Origin of the sequence: Streptomyces sp. NPDC093149 (assembly GCF_044754145.1) — a bacterium.
Lineage (GTDB): Bacteria > Actinomycetota > Actinomycetes > Streptomycetales > Streptomycetaceae > Streptomyces.
Genome location: NZ_JBIVON010000046.1, coordinates 1 through 19,049, shown reverse-complemented (window position 1 = coordinate 19,049; position 19,049 = coordinate 1). Strand labels below are relative to the sequence as shown.

The following is a 19,049-nucleotide window of genomic DNA, read 5'->3' as shown; positions in this document are numbered from 1 at the left end:
GGACCCTAGACAAGTCCCATCGTTGCAGGTCAGGGGCACTCTCCGCTTTTTTGATCAAGCATCGGACAACCCACCTCGTGAAAGCCCGAGGCTAGATACCGCGCGGGCGTGGCCCGTTCTTGGAACCGGCCAAGGAGGTCTCGTAGGGCAGCGGTGTCGGCCTGAGCACCTCGGCCGAGGAGCTGGGACTGCCCACGCAGACGTGACGCAGGGCGCCGTACTCGCTGGTCGCCTGCGGGGTGAGCACGATGGTGTGCCTTCTGGGCGGCGTGTGGGACAGGGCGGACGGCGGGCCGGACGTGGCGCAGACGGTCCCAGGAGGGTGCGGGGTCCGGGGGCCGACGGGGCTCTTCTTCTGGGTGTCGGGGACCTGGAGCAGCCAGTGCGCGGCGTTGTCGCGGAAGGACGCGTGGATCGGCACGAGGTCTGGGTCGCTGGTGTCGTCGAGGGCGGTGACGTTGATGCCCATCTCCGGGATGTCGCTGTCGATCGCCGCGACGCGGGTGCCGCAGGTCGGGCAGAAGCCGCGTTTCGCCTCGCCTTCGAAGGTCTCGTACCAGGTCGGCTCGCCGCCCTCACCGGTCCAGGTGACCGTCTCGAATCCCACCCACCACATCACTGGTGTGCCGCCGAGCTTCTGACAGTGGCGGCAGACACTGGTTTCCCTGTCAAGTCCTTGTGTTCAGGTACAGGGCCGCGTCCAAGATGGCCTCTCTGGGTGACCTACCGCCGCGCCACTCGAGGAGCGACCCTGCTCGCTGTAACAGCTGAATCATCTCGCCAAAGTAGGGCAGGGCCAGATTAGTTCGCAGGGATTCCGGCCATGCAGCGTCCTAGTCGAAGACGTTGAGCACGCGTCCGCGGATCTTGCGTTGCTCGAGCTTGAGGTGTGACAGACGAAGTTCACCGATAGCGGTGGTCCTGGCGAGTTTGCGGGTTTCCCAGAACACCTTCATCCACTCCGGATGGGTGACTTCCCAGAGATAGATGGCGAGGTTTTCCCTGAGAAGTTTGGTGAGTTTCTTGCCGTTGAGGATGCGCTCGCGGACGTCGATGTTCTGGCGGGGGCCGAGGCACTGGACGGCGGTGAGGAGGTCCTCGCTGTCCAGATGGCCCGGCGGGATCTTTCCAGCCTCTTGGAGGGCGTCTGCGAGCTCGCGGACCTGCTGGGGTGCGGGGAGGTCCTTGGCGGAGTGGAGGGCCAGCATGGCGGCCACGGAGTCGGTGTTGGTGGGCCGCATGACGCGGCCTTCGAAACGGACTCGCTGCGCCCATTCGACGGCTTCGATCTGCCGTTGCTGTCCGGTGAGCTCGGCGATGTTCTCGTCCGCCAGGGCGGCGGCGCCGGCGGGCGTGCCAGGGCGGGTGTTGCCGTGGTAGTGAGTCCAGGAGGGGTTTCCTGCCCCCCAGGAGAGTGCCTGCGTGGTGACCATGGTCTGCCAGAGGCGGGCAACGGTCAGCGCGTCCTCGCGCGGGTCGTTGTCGCCCCGCTCGGGAGACATGCCGTGCATGCCGCCGCCCGGCCGAAGTCCGGGGGCGGAAGACGGATGGGCGGGCTTGGCGCGCGGATCGCGGAGGTTGGCCTTCGCCAGCGCGTCCAGGCCGCAGCCAGTGGGGTAGCGCTTGCCGCGAATACGATGAGCGAAAGCAAGCGTGTCGACGGTCCGCTTGAGCAGGGAGTCCGGGACGTCGGTGACCATGGCGGCCGCGCGAAAGTCGGCGGTGAGGATGCCGTGGCCGATGACTAGCCGCTTTCCGTGCAGAGCGTTGATCAGGCGGCTGGCAGGGCGGGGCCCTTCGATCAGTTCTTGCCCCGTGACGCGGAGTTCGGCCCCGTTCCATTCGGCATGGACGAGCCCGGCGCGGCCGATCACCCAGCCCTCCGGCGGCGCGGGGGCGACCCCGCGTCCGTGGGCTCGAGAGCCGCGATCGAAGTCGACGTCGCAGAAGGTCAGCGCCAGCGGGCGCGACTGCCCCTGTCCCTGCTGATGCTGGCGGCGACGACGTGATGCCTTACCCAAGGGATGCCCCATTCCTCCAGACGGTGTGACGCAGCGCGATCGCATCGTGACAGCAGCCACTGACAATCCGGTCTGACCTGGAGGAAAGCATCAGGAGCCCCAGGTACGCAGCACCGACCAGGGCCTTCGAGGGAGCAGGTGACGTCTCCCGATCCGTGGACAGGCGGTCAACCAGCAATGCTGTGCTCGGTCTCCGGCACCGGGGGCAGCCAGTGCACGGCGTTCTCGCGGAAGGACGCGTGGATCGGCACGAGGTCTGGACCGCTGGTGTCATCAAGGGCCGTGACGTTGATGCCCATCTCCGGGATGTCGCTGTCGATCGCCGCGACGCGGCTACCGCAGGTCGGGCAGAAGCCGCGCTTCGCCTCGCCTTCGAAGGTCTCGTACCAGGTCGGCTCGCCGCCCTCACCGGTCCAGGTGACCGTCTCGAATCCCACCCACCACATCACTGGTGTGCCGCCGAGCTTCTGACAGTGGGGACAGGCACAGGTGTGGGCAAAAACTGCCGGACCCCGAGTGGTGAAACGGATGCGGCCGCACAGGCAGCCGCCGGTACGTTCCCCAGCTGTTTCGGCTCCCGGGGCGTCGGCGGCGAGGGTGGCGTTCATATGGTGATCTCCCGGGCGTTCTGGGTGAGTTGGTCCCATCAGTGTGCCATCGCTTCCGTGATCGTCAGGACGCTGTTGGCGGCTCTGGCGTGGCCTCGGCCGCGTGCGCCGATTGCTGAGGCGTCACGGGCAGGGCGACGAATCTGCGGCTCAGGGGCGTCGGGGGGCGCGGACGGTCTTTCCGGCGTCGCGCCAGGTGCCGACGTTCAGGGTGCCGGGGCCGTCGATGACGCGCGGGGTGGTGTTTCGGGCGGCGACGCGGGGCGGGTCGATGCGGGAGGACGAATGGCTGTGACAGCCAGGGGGCAACGTCGTGGTCCTGCCGGCCCGAGCCCGCCCTCACTCTGCCTGGGCGCGTCACCTGCCAGTTCGCGCGGTCTTCAGTGGTGTGACTAATGTGTCGCGCGCCAGGCATTTGCGTCCTGCCACGGGGAACCTGACCCTGTCCTGAAGGGGATGCATGGACGTTTGTCTTGGCAGAGCACACGGTTCGGGTGAGTGGGTATGCGAGCAATCTGGTGATGCGCGAGCTGGGCGAGACGGCCGCCAGCGGCCCGATTGGGGCCCGTCTGGCCGCCTGGCGCCGCCTCCGGGAACTGACCCGGGATGACCTTGTCTCCCGCACCGGCCTGGAGCGCGATTACCTCGCGGGGCTGGAGACGGGCCGGGAGTGGGTGGACCGCCGTGGCCGACTGGCGGCGCTGGCCGCCGCCTTGCGGCTGGACGTCGCGGACCTGACCGGGCAGCCCTACCCGCCACGTGGGGAGGAGCACGCGGCGGTGCGGGCGGTCGCCTTCCACCTGCGGCGCCGTCTGGTCCGCCGACAAGCGGATGCGGCCCCCGGCGTGCTGCTGGAGGAGCTGGCGGAACGGACCCGGGCCGCCGCGCGGGCGGATGCCTGGGGCGATGAGCACCATCTCGCGCTCGAGCTGCCGGAGTTGATCGAGGCGGCCGACCGCGCGATGGCCGCCTCTGCGGGGCCCGGGTGGGAAGAGGCGGTGCGGCTGCGTGTGGACGCACATGTGCTCGCCGCCGGGCTGCTACGGCGTCTCGGTTACAAGGACCTGGCGTGGATGCTGCTGCACCGGGCCCGTCCCGGCACGCGCGAACCGCTGCCGGTGCTGGTTGAGGAGGTAAGGCTGCTGATCGACCTCGGCCTGCCGGAGTACGCGCTGGCCCGCGCCGGCCGCGCCGAGGAGGTCGGCGCGGGCTGGGAGCTTTCGGTGCTGGCCGCCGTCGCCCAGGCGATGGCTGGACGCCGCCCGGAGGCCGAGCAAGTTCTTGCCACGGCCGCCGAACGGGCCGACGGCGCACGGGAGGCGGCCCTGGTGATCGCGGCCCGCGCCGCCGTAGCGGCCGAGGTGGGGGATGCGGCGGAGGCCTCCGATTATGCCCGCGCGGCGGATCATGCCGCACTCGGCGGCGCCCATCGCTCCAGTCTGCTGGTGGTCGCCGCGGCGGCCGAGGCCCGCCAGGGCCGTGCCGATGAGGCTGCCGCCCGGCTCGTCGAGGCCGATGCGGCGGCACCGCTGCGGCTGCGGCTGGACCCTTTCGCCCGGGACCTGGTCGCCGCGCTCACCGACCGCACCACTGTTCAGGCCGCGGCGGTGCGGGATCTGGCCGAGCGGGCCGGGCTGCGGTGATGCCGCCCGTCTGGCGGGGAAAGACCCCTGGGGCGGCAGGCTCGCCCTACGCTACGTCTGAGGCACGGGAGTTGAGGCGGGGACGATGAATGAAGAGCAGGCTCGGAGGATCGGCGAGCGTCTGCGGTCGGCCCGCCGGCAGCGCGGGATGAGTCTGCGCAGCCTCGCGGGCCTGGCCGGGGTTTCGGCCGGCTACCTGTCGATGGTGGAGAACGGCCAGCGGCTGCTGGACCGCTCCAGCCTCATCACCTCCTTCGCCGAGGCCCTGCAGATCGCCCCGTCTGAACTGACGTGCCAGCCCTTCGCCCCGGTGGACCCGCACACCAGCGCAGCCCACGAGGCGGTCCCCGCCCTGCGGCTGACGCTGATGGGCCTGACCATGGCCACTCCACCGGACCGCCGCCCACCGGAGGTTCCGGCGGCGGTGCTGGCCGAACGGGTAGCGAAGGCCAACCGGCTCTATCACGGGGCCGAATACGGCACCCTCGCCTCCGGGCTGCCGACGCTGCTGGCCGACCTGCACGCAGCCGCCTACGGGGTGAGGTTCAGGCGGCAACGCCGAGTTCCTTCCGGGTTCGCTGGATGAACTCGCGGACGGCCGGCTCCCGGTGCGCCAGGGGGTCAGGGCCCTGCTGAATCCCGTTCCGACACCCGGTGTCATACTGCAGCCACTCGCAGTTGTCAGTGGCGATCCCTAAAGTTGCCGGGACGTCGTCAACTGAGGGGGCACACACATGACTTCGCCGAAGAAGCCGAAGCCGCGGCGCAACTACAGCAGCGGCACTGTCGCAGGACTCCTCACTCTCGCCCGCGGCGGCTGCTACTGGCCCGGCTGCAACGAGCCCACCGTCCGCATGGTCGCAGGCGATCCCATCCAGAACCTGCAGATCGCCCACATCCGCGCGCTCGAGGACAACGGTCCCCGGGCCGATGCGACCTGGACTGAGACCCAGCGGAACCACTTCTCCAACCTGATCCTGCTCTGCAATGTCCACCACAAGGTGGTCGACGGGCCCCGCAGCGGGGAGTTCCCTATCGAGGTGCTTCTCGAGTGGAAGGACGCCCGCGAAGCCGATGGAGTCGACGCGCTCGAAGGCCTCGGCGACCTCACCAAGGCCGACCTTGGGGAACTCATTCGTGAGGCCCAGGCCGAGTTCGTCGACCGCCTTGGCCCGGCGCTCGACGAGTTCGCTCAGTCCGCCCCGGAAGTCGCCTCACTGCTCAAGATCGCGACGTCCGAGTTCGCGGACCTTCGCGTCCAGCGCTTCGGTGTCTCCGAAGACATCGTCGTGCGCTTGAGCGATGCAGCCGCCTCTCTGAGCGGGCTGGAAGACCACGCGAACACGCTCAGCCAGGCCGCACACGACCTGAGAGGGCTGGCGGACAGTGCCAGCACGCTGGCGGACGCCGCTGACGATCTGCAAGGCCTCGAAGGCAATGCAGCCGCGATCGCGTCGGCCGCTCAACGACTTCGGGGCCTGGAGGGCATCGCGAACACGCTGTCGAACGCCACGGACAAGCTGGGGAACCTGGAGGGCCAGGCATGGGAGCTCAAGGACGCCGCAGGAGCAACCAAAGAAGCTGCCCAGGAGGTTGCTCGGGCAGCCGAAGCCCTGAACGAGGCTCGCCGCCGCAACCGGTGACAGACACACCACCCCTGAGCCCGCAAGCTACTCGCGTCTGGAAAGCCCCGACCGAAGCATGGAGATCCCCCGGGGGCGGTCACTGGGAAGCTGCGGAAGTCGGGCACCAGGAATTCACCTACGTCGGATCTGACGACGGCGGCATCCCGATCACCCACCTCGACACCAACCCCGAATGAAGCCGCCAAGACGACCACGCCGACGGCTGAGCAAGCCGCCCTCACCCATGTCGGCCCCGTCCGGCCGGATCCGGCCACCGGTCACATCTATACACGTGTCCTCGCCACCCCCGAACAGGCCGTCGAACTCTTCAACTGGGGTCCGTCGGCTGCAGATCAGCTCGACGCCGTCCATGAGGCACGCCAACGCCTCGGCATCCCCAGAGCCGCACGCCAGCCCTTCACCGAACTCGCCGATCCCACTGCCTGGTAGTTCCGCGCTCTGGGTGCACGCGGGATTCGGCTTCTCGGCGGGACGAGACGCGGAGCGGGCCAAGTAGGGTCGGCGGTGGCACAAGGGCCTCGTGGACAGCGTGCTGGCCGGCCCGCGCTACGATTTTTCCCACTCCCGACCATCGAGGAAGCCCGTGCCCCCCGTGCCGTCCTTCTCTCACCTTCCCCACGCCGCGCAGCTCGATCTGCTCGAATCACTGACCCGAGCCTCGCTGAGCGAGTACTACGGACTCGACGGCGCGGCCGTACGAATGGAAGTCCAGCAGTACGAGGACAACGCCGTCTGGCGCGTCACCCCGCCAGGTCAAGGTTCCTACGTCGCACGCCTGTCCGTCCGCGACGGACGCCCTGCCCACCAGCAGCGCAGCGAGATGCAATGGCTGGAAAACCTGGCTGCCTCCCGCACGGTCGCCGTCCCCGAGCCCGTCACCACCGCTGACGGCCGATATGTGGTCCCCGTCGAAGTCCCCGGCCATGACGAACCGTCCACCCTCGCTCTCCTTCACTGGCTTCCTGGCACGGCAGAGCCTCCCTACCGTCAGCCCGGCGTGGCGCAGGAGATGGGCTGCGCGACTGCCCGTGTGCACCAGCACTCCGCGACGGTTCCGCTGCTGGATTTCGATCGGCTGGTCTGGGACGCGGAGACAATCCTGTTCAAGGGGCATGCCCTCACCGATCCCACCGCGCAGAAGCAGTTGGGCACCAGCGGCACCGATGCGCTCCGCAGGGTCGCCGAGTTGATCACACCGGCCCTCCAAGAAGGCGGCCAGGACGAACGCGGGCGTATCCATGGCGACCTTCACCTCGAGAATCTGCTCGCGTTGCCTGGCGGCGGCGTCGGCGTCATCGACTTCGATGACTGCGGCGTGGGTCATTTCCTGATCGATATCGCCACCGCGCTCTCCTCCGTCCACCGGATCGCGCGGAAAGTACCAGGCGCTTACGAGGAGTTCGTGCGCGCATACCTGGCCGGCTACGCCGCGGTGCGACCCCTGCCGACTGGCCTCGTCCGGCTCCTGGAGCCCTACCTGCTGCTCCGCGATGCCTTCATCCTCAACTTCGTCACCGCCGCAGCACCGGTCAACGCCGTCGTCGCCTCATGGGGACCGGGACGCATCGCCGGCATCGTGGCGAGCATGCAGGCGTACGTGGAGGGGCACCCCTACCCGGGCACCCTCACCTAGGAGCGGCAATGAACTAACTCAGATCGGAAACGCCCACTTGATCATGGTCGGCCGCTCGGACGCGCGTCCGAGCGGATCGTGGACGCCACGGTCAGGTGCACCCGTATCGCCTTCATCGCCTTCCACGGCGGCTTCCGCCTCGGCCCTCCCGCTCCCGCCAACCGAGGCCCCTGGGAGCCGCTGCGGTCATGCTCACCATCGGCGGATCAAAGCGTGCTGGCCCTTGATTGGCAGGCCTTCAGCATCTCCGCGTAGGGCGCCTTGGGGCACTGCGTCTGCAGAACCACTTGCTGTGCGGCTTGGTGCACGAGCATCGGCAGTCCTCCGACGACGCGCCGCCCGGCTGCTTTCGCCGCGTACGCGAAGGGGGTTGGCCATGGCTGGTAGACGACGTCCATGAGGGTGCCGGCGGCGGGTGTCCAGAGCGATGCGAGACCGTCGGTGGCTCCGGGTGGCAGTGCAGAAACGACCAGATCGGCGGTCAGGTACGTCCCGACCACTGCCCAGGGTTCGACTCTGATCGTGATGCCGATCCGCTCGGCTGTGGTCTCGAGCGTTGGGCGGGCTCGGCCGACGTCGCGGGCGATGACTCGTGCTTGATCGCAGCCCAGTTCCCGGGCGGCGGCCAGTGCTGTGCAGGCGGTCGCCCCGGCGCCAAGGACTGTGACGTCGGCTGCTGTGGTCACGCCCGCTTCGCGGAGCGCCTGCGTCATGCCGTACAGGTCGGTGTTCTCCCCGATGAGCTGGCCGTCCGCCACGACGATGGTGTTTGCCGCGCCGATTCGCACGACGGTGTCCGTCACCCGGTCGAGGAGCGGGACGGCGATGCGTTTGAGCGGCATGGTCAGGGACAGGCCGGCCCACGTTCCGTCGAGGGAGGCGAGGAAGGAGGCCAGCCGGTCGGGGGTGCAGTCGATTGCACGGTAGGTCCAGTCCAGGCCGAGGGCCTGGTACGCGGCGCGGTGCAGGGCCGGAGAGAGTGCCTGTCCAATGGGTGATCCGAGGACGGCGAGCTGCTTCATCGCGCTCTCCTGTATGGGTGTTCGTGGCCGGGGAATGCGGGCGCCTGTTCGGCGGTAGATGAGCGGTCCCACCCTGGGGCCGTGGCCGGCGGGCTGGTGGCTCAGGACTTTCCGGCCAGCGCCCTGCTACCCGCGTTCGGAGTTGCCGACGGCCGCCGGTCGAGCAGCCGCAGCGGTATGCCGTGGGCGCTCTTCGGCGGCCAGGCGTGCCGATGGCGTCGCTGGGGCCAGTGATCAGGAAGGGCAGTTCAAGAGCGGGGGGCGTGGTGAAGCATCGTGGCGACTCCTGCGTCATTGTGCTCGATCGCGATACCACGCAGGACTGCTACGGGTGCGCCGCGGCCTCGCTGGCCGAGGATGATCCCGGCAGCGGCGGCGATCATGTCGGTGAGGGTCTCCTGCTGCCGTTTGTCGCCGTGCTCGGTGATCCGCAGGGGTGCCACCCCCGCGGCGCCGATGGAGATGCAGGTCGCCCCGCGCCGGTCGGCTCGGCCGTCGGAGTCGGCGATGACGACCGCCACGTCCGCGCCGGTGGAGGTGATCAGGGCATCGCGCAGGGCGCGGGCGGAGGCGTCCGGGTCCACCGGCAGCAGCCATGCGCCGTCTGCCCCGGCGCGGTCGATCCCGGCCGAGGTGAGCTGGTAGCCGAGGGTGTGCCGGGCGATGATCGGGCCGCGTTCGGTGGCCAGGAAGTGCTCCGTGGAGTTGTCCAGGATGAGCTGGACAACCGAGGCGGGCTTGCCCGTCCTGGCAGACAGTTCCTCGGCCTGGGGTGAGGGGGTGATGGTGGCCAGGTCGACGTAGCGCTGCTCCGCGATGGACACGACCTTGCTGGCTACCACCACGACGTCCCCGTCGCGAAGAACGGTGCTGGTGTTCGTGAGGACGTCGGTGATGGCGGCGGCGAGATCGTCGCCGGGCTGAACCGTGGGGAAGGGCTCCAGGGCGAAGGCGGAGAAGCCGGAAGTGGAGGGGGCGGTCATCACAAAGCTCCTGCTGCTGGGATGAGAACGGTGTGCAGGCGGGCGTGGGCGGCGGCGAGGTTCTGGGCCCGCTGCCGTGTGGTGGCGTGCTGCCCGCTGGCAAGCCAGTCGCGGACACGGTGCAGATAGTGCGGCCACAGCCGGTGGGCCGCATCAACGGCCGGGGTACCGGAGTTGACGGCACGCCAGGCGTCTGCGACGGGCAGTGGCCAGGGCCCGTCATCGTATCCGTCCGGGAGTGGGGCGAGGCCCTCCAGCGTAGTCAGCATGGCCCGGAGGCTGCCGGGCGCGAGCGCACGGTCGGCGGCCCGGAAAATGGCCGGTTCGTTGGCAGGTGGTGTGGGGGGCGGGCTCCAGGCGGCAGTCAGGTGCAGCAGGACCGGGACGGCCTGATGGAAGATGGCCGGGAGATGTGGGAAGGACCCGGCATGCTGTTTGGGCTCGCTGATCTGTTCGGAGGTGACGGGGCCGATCGCGGCGGCTGTCAGCAGCAGGAAGGCGTCGATGCCGTACCCGTTCGTGCATGACGCCAGTGCGCCGGGCAGCGCTGCGGCTGCTCGCACGGCGGCGGCCAGGGCCTCGCGGGATACGGCGAGGTCTCCGGCCAGGGGCTGCGGCACGTCGTGTCCGGTGGCCGCGGCGATGAGCGGACGGGCGAGGTGGTTGGTGAGGTTGGCCTCGTCCCAGTGGCGCGGGTAGTCGGCGATTGCCAGGGCAGCCCCGTCGCGTACCCGGTCCAGCAGTGCGCGGTAGACGGCCGGGTCCGGGTTTCGGGTGTCGGTGTCGGCTATCAGCACAACCTCGGCGGTGGCGATCTCCGGGCGTCGGGCCGCGGCAAGGATCTGGGCGCCCTTGCCCCGTTCCAGCCCTGTCCGTGCAACCTTCACGGCCCGGGTGGGGGTGGCGGCGAAATGTGCGGCGGTGCCGGGGGCGTCGGAGGAGTCGGCGTGCACGATGACCGACCGCGCATCGTCAAGCGCGGTGTCCACTGCGGCGGTGACGGCAGCGATGGTGGCGGCTTCGTTCCGGCTGGGCAGGATCGCGGCAGCAGGTTTCGGCATCACACGTACTCCTTGCTGATGAGGTCGGCGGCGGCCTGCGGATCGGGCGCGTACAGATAGGTGTAGGGGTGCTGTTCGAGCCGGGCGATCAGGTGGGTCCGCCAGCGGGCAAGCGTGAGGTCGTCCAGCGGCCACACCGTTCCGTACGGCGCCCCGGTGGGGCCGGTCAGCGGGGTGGGCAGTCCGCTGATGTAACGGGCGAGGGCCTCGTGGAGACGGAGCTGCTCGTTCACGGAGAACGGTGTGGCCGGCACCAGTACGGGGCGTGGAACGGCGGGGTGGACGGTGAGGCGGATGACCGCGGCCAGGGGAACGGGGGCGCGGAGGAACGGGGTGAGGCCGACGACGGGTTTCGAGGCCTGCCACAGCTCCGGGTCCTGCGGGCGGACGGCGGCCGTGCCCTTGCCCGGCATGATCAGCAGCTGGTTCCCGTCCTCGGCCAGGACGGCCAGGTCGTCACCGGCGTAGGTCCATCCGCGTGCGCCGAGGGCCAGGGTCACGCTGGTCTTGCCCGCGCCCTTGTTGCCCAGCAGCAGAACACCGCATCCGCTCGGCGTGACGGCGGCGTTGGCGTGGAGGGTGAGCATCCGCTGCTGCTGGCGGGCCCGCTCCAGCGCGGTGTACGTCGTGTAGGCCAGCGTCGCGGACCGGGCCGCGACGGGGGGAAGGCTCAAACGGACCCCTTGTCTGTCCACGGCGACCGTCGGCTCTGCGTCGGCGTAGGTCACCGTCACGGCCGTGCGGTCCCGGCTCTCGGAGCCCGGGCCCAGGAGGTGCCAGCCCCCGGGGAGCTGATTGGCCGCCGTGACGGCCGGGCCCGTGTCCAGCCCCGCAGGGAGCTCCAGAGCAGCAGTGACGTGGCCGGTCGCCACGGCGGCCGGGTTCACGGCCGTGTGGGCGGGTCGAGTTCTGCCAGAAGCTCGGCAGCCGGCACAACGGTGGGCAGGTAGCGCTGGTTGTCCACGAGGTCGGCCACCCAGTCGGTGCGGCGCAGCGCGTCCCGTACCAGCTGTGCATTCGCCGGGTCGGGGTGTGTGGTAGTGATGTCGAGGGAAGCGGGCTCGGGGTAGGCGCTCCCGTTGCGCCACATCACTGCGATGCGGCAAGGCCCGGCCTGCTCGGCGAGCGTTCGGCTCGCCTCGTCGACGAGCCACCCGCCGACCTTGCCCACGTGGTAGGCCGGGTTCTTCCCGAACAGGGCTTCGTTTCCGGCCTGCTGGCCGGGGGTGATCAGCCCGGAGCGGGCGTTGCCCCGGCCGACCAGCCCGTCTTCGCCGTAGTCGATCGCCGATCCGGAGACGGTGAAGTACTGGCCCGACAGAGGGCCTGTACGGCTGTTGCGGGTGTTGCACACAACCGTGACCGGTCCGGGCAGGCGCCCCAGGAGCTGGTTGGTGAGTTCCTGGGCGGTGTGCCTGACGACGTCCTCGAACTCCGCGCTGCTGGACAGGTGTCCGGCCAGGGCCGGGACGCACACGGTGATGTTCAGCGCGTGCCCGTCGCGGATGACCAGGGCCTTGATGTCGCTGCCCGCCCACGGCTGCTGGCGGAACCACGATTCGGTCAGCAGCGCGACGGTCTCGGCCGTGGTCCGCGGTGCGGTGCCGACGAGGAACGCGGTGTCATTCGAGAATGCGGTGGGGTGCTCCGGAAGGTCCTCAAGGCTCTGGGGGGCGAACCAGCGCTCGAACTTGGAGGAGTCGGTCGTCTCGTGCTGGGCCCGCCAGGTGATGCGCTCGAACCCCGGCAGAGCGGTGCGCAGTTGCTCGGCGGCCGCGGCTTCCAGGATCTCGTGCACGGGGATCGCACGGCCGGCGAAGGAGGTGGATATCCGGCCGCCGAAGATCACGCGGACGGGACGGTCGTAGACGCCGTCGGTGTCCCCGAAGCGGGCGCGCCCCCCGAGGACGGCGACCTTGTCGAGGTTGTGGTGCAGGACGGCGCCGAACTCGCGCAGGCAGTACTCGCTGTAGCGGATCGAGGCCAGCTCGGCGATGGAGTCGGCGAGGGTGTCCGGGTGCCCGACGCCTTTGCGCTCGACGACCTCGACACCGAGGTCATGCGGCAGTACCGGCCTCAGAAGCGTTGCGTGCGGTGCGGTAGGCATGATCGATGACCTCCAGGGTGCGGCGGAGCTGGGCGAGCGGGAACAGGGAAGGGTGGCGCGGTCCGGTGTCACCGGTGGGCAGGGCCCGGTACATGGCCTGGCGCAACGCCAGGTCGCCGGGCGCGGACAGCGGATCGCCGAGGCCGGCTTCGAGGTTCCGGCCGCGCACATGCACCTGTTGTCCGTCGTCCAGGTGCAACACGACCTCGTGTCGGCGCGGCTGGTCAACGCTGTCGACCCGGGCGTCCACCGTCAGGCACGCACCGTTGTCCAACGCCACGGCTGCGGTGATGCGGTCCTCAGATTCGGCCCACCGCCGTTCGCGGTGGATCTCGGCGGTGCAGGAACTGACGGACGAGGAAGGCAGGAGCCGCAGGGCAAGGGCCAGGCCGTGAATGGCCTGCTGGTGCAGGACGCCCCCGGCGGTGGCGTACCGGGTGCGCCAGGTCCGGTAGTAGGCGCGGTCCCGGCGGCACACCAGCATCACTTCGGCCTGACGTACCGCAGGGGCCTGGTCGAGCAGCCCGGCGATTCCGGGGGCGAAGTGCGGTTGGAAGGCAACGAAGATCCGCTCGTCTTCCGGCGCTGTTGCCAGATCACTGGGATCGAGCGTGACCGGCTTCTCCACCAGGACGACCGCTCCGCCCCTCGCCGCGGCGCGGGCGGCCACCAGTGCGGTGCCGGGCGGCGTCGCCACTACCACCACATCCGGCGCGAGGCTGTCCAGTGCGCTCTCCCTCCGGGCGAACAACGGCACCCCGGCAGGCGGAGAGACGACCGGAGAGGGATCGGCGACGCCGACCAGGTCCATTCCGTCGGTTCGGTTCAGTGCCTCGACGTGCTTGGCTCCGACCTCCCCCGAGCCGATGAGCAGCACCCGCCTCACGCCAGGCCGCCCGGGACGGCACCACGCAGGAACGCCGCGCCACGCGTCAGAGCGTCGCCCGGATTCTCACGCACGTGTGTCTCCAGCGCGTACGGCAAAACCGGCCGTACCCGGTGCAGGACGGGAAGCAAATCGGCATACGGCACGTCGCCGGCTCCCGCCGCCACGAAGTGCTTCATGCCGTCGTCACGCGGCACGTAGTCCTTGATGTGGACGTACTCGACGTACGGGGCGAGGGCCTCGACGGCTGCCGCCGTGCCGTGGCCGACCTCGTACAGGTTTCCCAGGTCGAGCCACAACCCCAGGCCAGTGTGCTCGCGGAGCACGTCCAGGAGCGATGCCGGCTCGACGACCGTGCACACCGGCTCATTCTCCAGCAGCAGCCGCACCCCGGCCCGCTCCGCGGCCTTAAGGGCGTACGTCAGCAGCGGGTCCCCCAGGAACGTCTCCGTCTGCTCGCCCACGGACAGGTGGGAGAAGACACGGACGCGGTCGGTGCCCAGGATGCCGGCGACGGCGAGCGCGCGGTCCACCCAGCATTCTCGGTTTTCGGCCGGTATCTGGGTGGGGAAGCCGAAGCTGTCGACCTTGCCGGGTGTGGCCTCGGGGCGGCACCATTTCCACAGCGGGGACGCCAGCGCCGCCACCCCAAGGCCCCGTTCGTCGGCCAGCCGCCGGACCTTGCGAAGCTGCGCGTCGTCCAGGACGAGGGCGTTCGAGCCGTAGGCGGTGCGGATCTCCAGGTGGCCCAAGCCCAGCGCGAGGGCCAAATCCATACCGACAGCGGGGTCCTGCCCCAGCTCGTCGGGGTTGAGCGCGATGATTCCCTGCACGAGGTTCTCCTTGTCGATGTCTGCGCTTGAGACAGCGGCGGCCGTGCGCCCCGCCGCAGGCGAAACGCACGGCCAGGTACCGGGACTTACGAACCGCCACCCGGCGCGGGCTGCGTCGGGATCGGACCCGGCGGGGGCGGCGGCGGAGGCGGAGAAGGCGGCTGCGGCATGTCGGAACACTCCTTCGAGCAGGGATGAGCCCAGCGCAGAGCTGCGGAAACCGGACGGTCACCGGCCGCTGCGCGGGAGGTTCTCTGTGCACTCACAGACTGGGAAGAATCGAGGGGGAAACCCAGCTGGCGGCCCTATAGGGCGGGCCTTTAGCGTCGCGGCCAAAGTCCTGACAGGAGGTCACGGTGGCTCTACGCTGAGGCAAGGTCATGCCGCTGCCCCGAAGGGGGAGATCACACCGTGCGCAGCCAGTCCCCGTTAGTCGTGCCCGTCGATCTGTGGGATCACGAGAAGGCCCGACGCGCCCTCGCAGAACGCGATCTTGCGGCCGCGATCAGACACTTCCGGCAGTACACGGGCGCCAGTCAGACCACCGTGGGCTCGCTCGCCGGGCTCGCCCAGTCCGACGTCAGCGCGATCGAGCGAGGCGTACGCCAGGTCCAGAGCGTCGATGTCCTGACGCGGATCGCCGAGGGCCTCGCCATCCCGCTCTCCCTCCTGGGCCTCGCCGGGGAAACGGGCAGCACTGATCACCCGGCTCGCCGCAACTCGCCCGTGCCGCTGCTGATGGCCGCTAAGGTGACCGGAGCCGAGCTGGAGGACGATGTGCGACGTCGTGAACTGATGACCGGAGCGTTGGGACTCGGCGCCGTTCTGATCACTGGTACCAGCTCCGAAGCCGCTGCGGCAGAACCGGCCAGCCAGAACCCGGCCGCCGCCATGGAACGGGCCCTGTTCGAGCCGGTGGCCGGAAGACCGACGACCCTCAGCGATCTCGCTGAAGCGCTCGCGACGGCCCGCAGGCTGTTCTCGGGTGCCCGCTACACCGCCCTCGGCAGTGCCCTTCCCCCGCTGATCGCCACGGCAGAGGCGACCCGGGACGCCACCACCGGCCGCACGCGCGAGCGGGCCCAGGCGGCCGTCGCCCGCGCCTACGTCCTGGCCACCGAACTCGCCGTCAAACAGCACTCCGAAGCCGCCTGGGCCACTGCGGACCGTGCCCTTATTGCCGCACGGGCCAGCGGCGACCCGCGTCCCCTCAGCGACGCAGCACGGGTCCTGGCCATCACCATGCGCCGTGCGGGCCGCAGCGCGGCCGCCGTCGATTTCCTGGCCCGCACTGCGACCTCACTGGTCGCGGAGAAGAGCGGCCCGCAAGCTGACACCCTTGCCGCCCGCGTCTGCCTGCTCATGACCGCGGCCTACACGGCCGCATCCGGGGGCCGCCGCAGCACCGCACTCGACCTGCTCCAGGAGGCGGAGGAGACAGCCGGCCGCATCCCCGCCGCCGAGAGCGGAAGGCCTGCCGGCCTCTTCACGATCTCGGCGAGTCCTGCCGAGGTCTCGATGTACCGGATCAGCAGCCTTACCGTCCTCGGCACACCCGACGACGCCGTTCAATACGTCCGCCGTGTCGAACCCGCGCAGTTGGCCAACACCGAGAGGGTCGCACGCTACCTCACCGACACGGCCCGTATGTGGCACCAACTCGGCGACGGGCGCCGTACCTTCATCGCGCTGCGAGCCATCGAGCACACGGCCCCCGAAGAAGTCCGCCGCCCCGCAGTGCGCACGCTCACCGCAGATCTCCTCTACCGGCCCGGAAGCCTGCCCGGCCTCAGAGAGTTCGCGGCACGCACCGGAGCCGTCGCCGCATGAGACCCGCCGCTGCCGAACGGACACAAACTTGTACCGTACGGCGCAATGGTCGCCTCTCCGATGTGCTCACGCCGGAATGGCGAACTGACCGCCAGGGAAATCCCTCCAGGCGGGGTCGGTGAGCCGTCTGGACAGGCGCGGTCAGCGGGTTCTGCGCGGGACGTCGGTCGTGGCGCGGAGCCTGTCGGCCCCCGATCGAGGCCCACTTCGGGCCGCTGCGGCAGTTCACCCTCGCCAACTCGAACCACCCCAACCACACAGTCCAGACCCGTGAGTTGCACCGCTACCTGCGCTGGCGGAACCAGAACGCCCGGCACCCCGACATCCTGGCCGCACAGCGCCGCGAACGAGCCCGCGTCCGTAGCGAGAAAGGCATCCGATTCGGCGGCCGTCCCATCGCCGGAGCGGCCTGACCGTCCTTCCGAATCCCAGGACACTGGGCAGATCACGGACGAGTGGCCACCAGCAGATCAACCACGTAGGTCTCATCCACCGCCTCGTCGGGGAACATTTCGCCCAGTCGCCTGCGCTCCTCGCAGAGAAAGGCACGCTTGTCATCCTCGGCAAGGAGAAGGAACGCCAAGCGACTGCTGATGTTGGCAAGGTGCGTGTCGAGGGAGACCATACGGCTCCGCCGCACATGGCGGCGCGCGACCCGGAGCCCCGACAGGCCCGCGAGCCGGATAGCGCCGCTGTCGTCGGGACGCACCCGAAAAATCGGCTTCACTCCGCAATGTTGCGCGATCCGCTGGTGCTGCCCACGGATCCAGGGTACGTCGAAAGCGGTGGTGTTCCACCAGATCGCGAGCGCACCGCCCGGAAGCAGGACCCGCAGCGCCTCCGGGACCGAGCGGGTGGTTGTCGGTCCACTGCCAGGACTGCGCGTAGGTGATGAGGTCGTGGGAGGCGTCCGCGAGGGGAAGGGCGTTGCCGTCACCTCTCACGATCGACACATCCGGGAGCACGGTGCGGAACTGGGCGGCCATGGCGTCACCCGGCTCAACGCCGATCACGCGAGCTCCGCGTTCACGCAGCAGAGCGGTGGCGATTCCGGTGCCCGCGCCAACATCGGCGACGCGGGCTCCCGCCAGGGGACGACTCGTGAACTGTTCGATGAAATCAAAGAGCGCGGGAGGATACGAAGGCCGGCTAGGGTGCGTTTCGAAAGTGGATCTTTATGATGCGCTGCCTTACTCAGGAGGTAATCGTCTCGCCCGGACTGTGCGGGCTAGCTAGGTTGGTGATCTCGCCGCGTGAGCAGGACGCGGACCATACGGAGGGGCCAATCATGTGCGTAGCCACATCTACGAACACACGGACCGCGGTTGAGGAGTTACTGCGCAGGATTGGTGAGGGCGACCCCGAGCGCATCGCCGAGCTGTACGCCGAGCGGGGCGATTGGAAGCTGAACTGGCCGGAGGACGAGCACGGTCGTACTGCCACACCCTGGATCCGTCATCGGTCCACCCGGGCCGACGCGGCCGCCCACTATCGCGAACTTGCCGAGCACCACGTGCCGGAGCAGGTGGCGACTGAGGTTGAGCGCATCCTCATCGACGGAAACGACGCGGTCGTGATCGGCGAGATTCGCCAGACCGCTCGGTCCACCGGACGTGCGTATCGCGCGCGGTTCGCTATGCACCTCACCTTCGAAGACGGCTTGGTCACCCGGCACCATATCTACGAGGACAGCCTCGCCGTGGCCCAGGCATTCGACACCGAAGACCAGTGAAAGCCACCAGGACGAGCATGAGGATGCTGGTCACAGCCACTCGTTGATGGATGCGACCAGTACGGTCGCTTCGTAGCGGACGGCGAGCTTGTCGTATCTCGTGGCGACCGCGCGGTGCCGCTTGAGGCGGTTGATTCCGCACTCCACCGCGTGGCGCTCTTTGTAGTCGGCCTTGTCGAACTTCGGCGGCCGACCGCCGTGAGGGCCGCGTTTCTTGCGGTTGGCGATCTGGTCACGCTTCTCCGGGATCGTGCAGCGGATACCGCGCTTGCGCAGGTAGGCGCGGTTCGCGCGGGAGCCGTACGCCTTGTCGGCACGAACCTTGTCCGGCCGGGTGCGAGGCCGGCCCGGCCCGAGCCTGGGCACCCGGATACGGTCGAGGACCACCTGGAACTGCGGGGAGTCACCGCGCTGCCCGGCCGTGATCACCAGTGACATCGGCTTCTGCGCCTGCTCGACCGCCAGGTGGAGCTTGGTCGTCAGGCCGCCCCGGGAACGTCCGAGCCCGTGGTCGTCAGGCTCGGTGAAGACGCCACCCGGCGGCTCGACCTGCAGATCCCCTTTTTGCGGGCACCCGCCGCATGCTGGTGGGCACGGACGATAGTCGAGTCCACCGAGACGTCCCAGGTGATCAGCCCCTCGGCGTCGGCCCGGGCCTGCAGTTGCTCGAAGATGCGATGCCAGGTGCCGTCCCGCTGCCAACGCCGGAACAGTCCGTACGCCGTCTCCCACGGGCCATACCGCTCAGGCACGTCCCGCCAGGGAGCACCGGCGCGAGTGCGCCAGCGTATGCCGTCTATCAACTGTCGCTTGGTGCGCACCGGCGGCCGTCCAGGCTTGCTTCCGACCGGGAGCAGCGGCTCCAGCTTCGCCCACTGTGCATTCGTCAGATCATGCCTCCCCATGAAGTGGATCTTGACACATCAAGATCCACTTCTGAAACGCACCCTAGCCTCGCCGTTTCAGTTGAGGCTGTTGGGTGGCTGAGCGGGGGCGTTGGGAGTGGTGCCGGTCGGTGGGCATGGTGACGACCCGGCGCGCTGG

The 19,049-nt window shown here is 69.4% G+C and carries 17 protein-coding genes and 2 pseudogenes; 7 read left to right on the top strand and 12 right to left on the bottom strand.

The genetic code is table 11. The annotated features are described in order from the left end of the window. Nucleotides 1–91: 91 nt before the first annotated feature. The 3 genes from ACIQCZ_RS41620 to ACIQCZ_RS41610 all read right to left on the bottom strand — a co-directional run bounded on the left by ACIQCZ_RS41620 (nt 92) and on the right by ACIQCZ_RS41610 (nt 2,467). The gene (locus tag ACIQCZ_RS41620) at nt 92–607 is read right to left on the bottom strand and encodes a GFA family protein (protein ID WP_402291302.1); all 516 of its coding nucleotides are present in this window, start codon (nt 605–607) and stop codon (nt 92–94) included. A gap of 226 nt (nt 608–833) precedes the next feature. Further along, nucleotides 834–2,081 carry a hypothetical protein gene (locus tag ACIQCZ_RS41615; protein ID WP_402291300.1) on the bottom strand — a complete coding sequence of 416 codons (1,248 nt, stop codon included), beginning with the start codon at nt 2,079–2,081 and terminating at the stop codon, nt 834–836. A 107-nt stretch (nt 2,082–2,188) separates the two neighbouring features. After that, nucleotides 2,189–2,467 carry a GFA family protein gene (locus ACIQCZ_RS41610; RefSeq protein WP_402291304.1) on the bottom strand — a complete coding sequence of 93 codons (279 nt, stop codon included), beginning with the start codon at nt 2,465–2,467 and terminating at the stop codon, nt 2,189–2,191. A 656-nt stretch (nt 2,468–3,123) separates the two neighbouring features. Between ACIQCZ_RS41610 and ACIQCZ_RS41605 the strand changes: the two genes are divergently transcribed. The 4 genes from ACIQCZ_RS41605 to ACIQCZ_RS41590 all read left to right on the top strand — a co-directional run bounded on the left by ACIQCZ_RS41605 (nt 3,124) and on the right by ACIQCZ_RS41590 (nt 7,551). After that, nucleotides 3,124–4,272: a helix-turn-helix domain-containing protein gene (locus ACIQCZ_RS41605; protein WP_402291298.1), complete on the top strand. Its 1,149-nt coding sequence runs from the start codon at nt 3,124–3,126 to the stop codon at nt 4,270–4,272. An 85-nt stretch (nt 4,273–4,357) separates the two neighbouring features. Further along, nucleotides 4,358–4,858: a helix-turn-helix domain-containing protein gene (locus tag ACIQCZ_RS41600; RefSeq protein ID WP_402291296.1), complete on the top strand. Its 501-nt coding sequence runs from the start codon at nt 4,358–4,360 to the stop codon at nt 4,856–4,858. Nucleotides 4,859–5,006: 148 nt separating this feature from the next. Continuing rightward, nucleotides 5,007–5,915: a hypothetical protein gene (locus ACIQCZ_RS41595; RefSeq protein ID WP_376282554.1), complete on the top strand. Its 909-nt coding sequence runs from the start codon at nt 5,007–5,009 to the stop codon at nt 5,913–5,915. Nucleotides 5,916–6,510: 595 nt separating this feature from the next. Beyond that, entirely contained in the window at nt 6,511–7,551 is a 1,041-nt protein-coding gene (locus ACIQCZ_RS41590) for a phosphotransferase enzyme family protein (protein WP_402291294.1), read from the top strand. A gap of 206 nt (nt 7,552–7,757) precedes the next feature. On the opposite strand, the gene ACIQCZ_RS41585 is transcribed toward ACIQCZ_RS41590, so the two are convergent. The 7 genes from ACIQCZ_RS41585 to ACIQCZ_RS41555 all read right to left on the bottom strand — a co-directional run bounded on the left by ACIQCZ_RS41585 (nt 7,758) and on the right by ACIQCZ_RS41555 (nt 14,443). Beyond that, on the bottom strand, nt 7,758–8,573 hold the full coding sequence (locus tag ACIQCZ_RS41585) for a shikimate dehydrogenase (RefSeq protein ID WP_385133888.1): 816 nt from the start codon (nt 8,571–8,573) through the stop codon (nt 7,758–7,760). A 248-nt stretch (nt 8,574–8,821) separates the two neighbouring features. After that, nucleotides 8,822–9,556, bottom strand: a complete 735-nt coding sequence (locus ACIQCZ_RS41580) for a coenzyme F420-0:L-glutamate ligase (protein WP_402291292.1) — start codon at nt 9,554–9,556, stop codon at nt 8,822–8,824. Further along, entirely contained in the window at nt 9,556–10,617 is a 1,062-nt protein-coding gene (locus tag ACIQCZ_RS41575; protein WP_402291290.1) for a hypothetical protein, read from the bottom strand. Before ACIQCZ_RS41575 ends, ACIQCZ_RS41580 begins: the two co-directional genes overlap by 1 nt. After that, complete coding sequence (locus tag ACIQCZ_RS41570) at nt 10,617–11,504, bottom strand: hypothetical protein (RefSeq protein ID WP_385133879.1); 888 nt, start codon at nt 11,502–11,504, stop codon at nt 10,617–10,619. The genes ACIQCZ_RS41575 and ACIQCZ_RS41570 overlap by 1 nt, the downstream gene beginning before the upstream one ends. Next, the gene (locus ACIQCZ_RS41565) at nt 11,501–12,724 is read right to left on the bottom strand and encodes a methionine adenosyltransferase (RefSeq protein ID WP_402291288.1); all 1,224 of its coding nucleotides are present in this window, start codon (nt 12,722–12,724) and stop codon (nt 11,501–11,503) included. Before ACIQCZ_RS41565 ends, ACIQCZ_RS41570 begins: the two co-directional genes overlap by 4 nt. Beyond that, on the bottom strand, nt 12,675–13,601 hold the full coding sequence (locus tag ACIQCZ_RS41560) for a Gfo/Idh/MocA family protein (protein ID WP_402291286.1): 927 nt from the start codon (nt 13,599–13,601) through the stop codon (nt 12,675–12,677). Before ACIQCZ_RS41560 ends, ACIQCZ_RS41565 begins: the two co-directional genes overlap by 50 nt. Nucleotides 13,602–13,606: 5 nt before the next feature. Beyond that, complete coding sequence (locus tag ACIQCZ_RS41555; protein ID WP_402291284.1) at nt 13,607–14,443, bottom strand: sugar phosphate isomerase/epimerase family protein; 837 nt, start codon at nt 14,441–14,443, stop codon at nt 13,607–13,609. A gap of 435 nt (nt 14,444–14,878) precedes the next feature. Between ACIQCZ_RS41555 and ACIQCZ_RS41550 the strand changes: the two genes are divergently transcribed. Beyond that, the gene (locus ACIQCZ_RS41550; protein ID WP_402291282.1) at nt 14,879–16,273 is read left to right on the top strand and encodes a helix-turn-helix domain-containing protein; all 1,395 of its coding nucleotides are present in this window, start codon (nt 14,879–14,881) and stop codon (nt 16,271–16,273) included. Between the two features lie 191 nt (nt 16,274–16,464). Continuing rightward, nucleotides 16,465–16,686: pseudogene (locus tag ACIQCZ_RS41545) on the top strand (IS630 family transposase); the annotation flags it as partial. A gap of 32 nt (nt 16,687–16,718) precedes the next feature. Here ACIQCZ_RS41545 and ACIQCZ_RS41540 read toward each other — a convergent pair. Next, a pseudogene (locus ACIQCZ_RS41540) lies at nt 16,719–17,424 on the bottom strand (class I SAM-dependent methyltransferase); the annotation flags it as partial. Between the two features lie 137 nt (nt 17,425–17,561). Here ACIQCZ_RS41540 and ACIQCZ_RS41535 point away from each other — a divergent pair. Next, nucleotides 17,562–18,005, top strand: coding sequence for a nuclear transport factor 2 family protein (locus ACIQCZ_RS41535; RefSeq protein WP_402291280.1), 444 nt, complete (start codon nt 17,562–17,564; stop codon nt 18,003–18,005). Nucleotides 18,006–18,035: 30 nt separating this feature from the next. On the opposite strand, the gene ACIQCZ_RS41530 is transcribed toward ACIQCZ_RS41535, so the two are convergent. Beyond that, nucleotides 18,036–18,910, bottom strand: a protein-coding gene (locus tag ACIQCZ_RS41530) for an IS5 family transposase (RefSeq protein ID WP_402291279.1) whose coding sequence is annotated in 2 segments (ribosomal slippage) — nt 18,036–18,517 and nt 18,517–18,910 — 876 coding nt in all. Because the reading frame shifts where the segments join, the coding sequence is not laid out codon by codon here. Between the last annotated feature and the right edge of the window lie 139 nt (nt 18,911–19,049).

What these genes read in the sequence shown, in the direction of transcription:
- ACIQCZ_RS41600 (WP_402291296.1), top strand. Translation starts at nt 4,358, where the DNA reads ATGAATGAAGAGCAGGCTCGGAGGATCGGCGAGCGTCTGCGGTCGGCC.
- ACIQCZ_RS41580 (WP_402291292.1), bottom strand. Translation starts at nt 9,556, where the DNA reads ATGACCGCCCCCTCCACTTCCGGCTTCTCCGCCTTCGCCCTGGAGCCC.
- ACIQCZ_RS41595 (WP_376282554.1), top strand. Translation starts at nt 5,007, where the DNA reads ATGACTTCGCCGAAGAAGCCGAAGCCGCGGCGCAACTACAGCAGCGGC.
- ACIQCZ_RS41575 (WP_402291290.1), bottom strand. Translation starts at nt 10,617, where the DNA reads ATGCCGAAACCTGCTGCCGCGATCCTGCCCAGCCGGAACGAAGCCGCC.
- ACIQCZ_RS41535 (WP_402291280.1), top strand. Translation starts at nt 17,562, where the DNA reads ATGTGCGTAGCCACATCTACGAACACACGGACCGCGGTTGAGGAGTTA.
- ACIQCZ_RS41610 (WP_402291304.1), bottom strand. Translation starts at nt 2,467, where the DNA reads ATGTGGTGGGTGGGATTCGAGACGGTCACCTGGACCGGTGAGGGCGGC.
- ACIQCZ_RS41565 (WP_402291288.1), bottom strand. Translation starts at nt 12,724, where the DNA reads ATGCCTACCGCACCGCACGCAACGCTTCTGAGGCCGGTACTGCCGCAT.
- ACIQCZ_RS41585 (WP_385133888.1), bottom strand. Translation starts at nt 8,573, where the DNA reads ATGAAGCAGCTCGCCGTCCTCGGATCACCCATTGGACAGGCACTCTCT.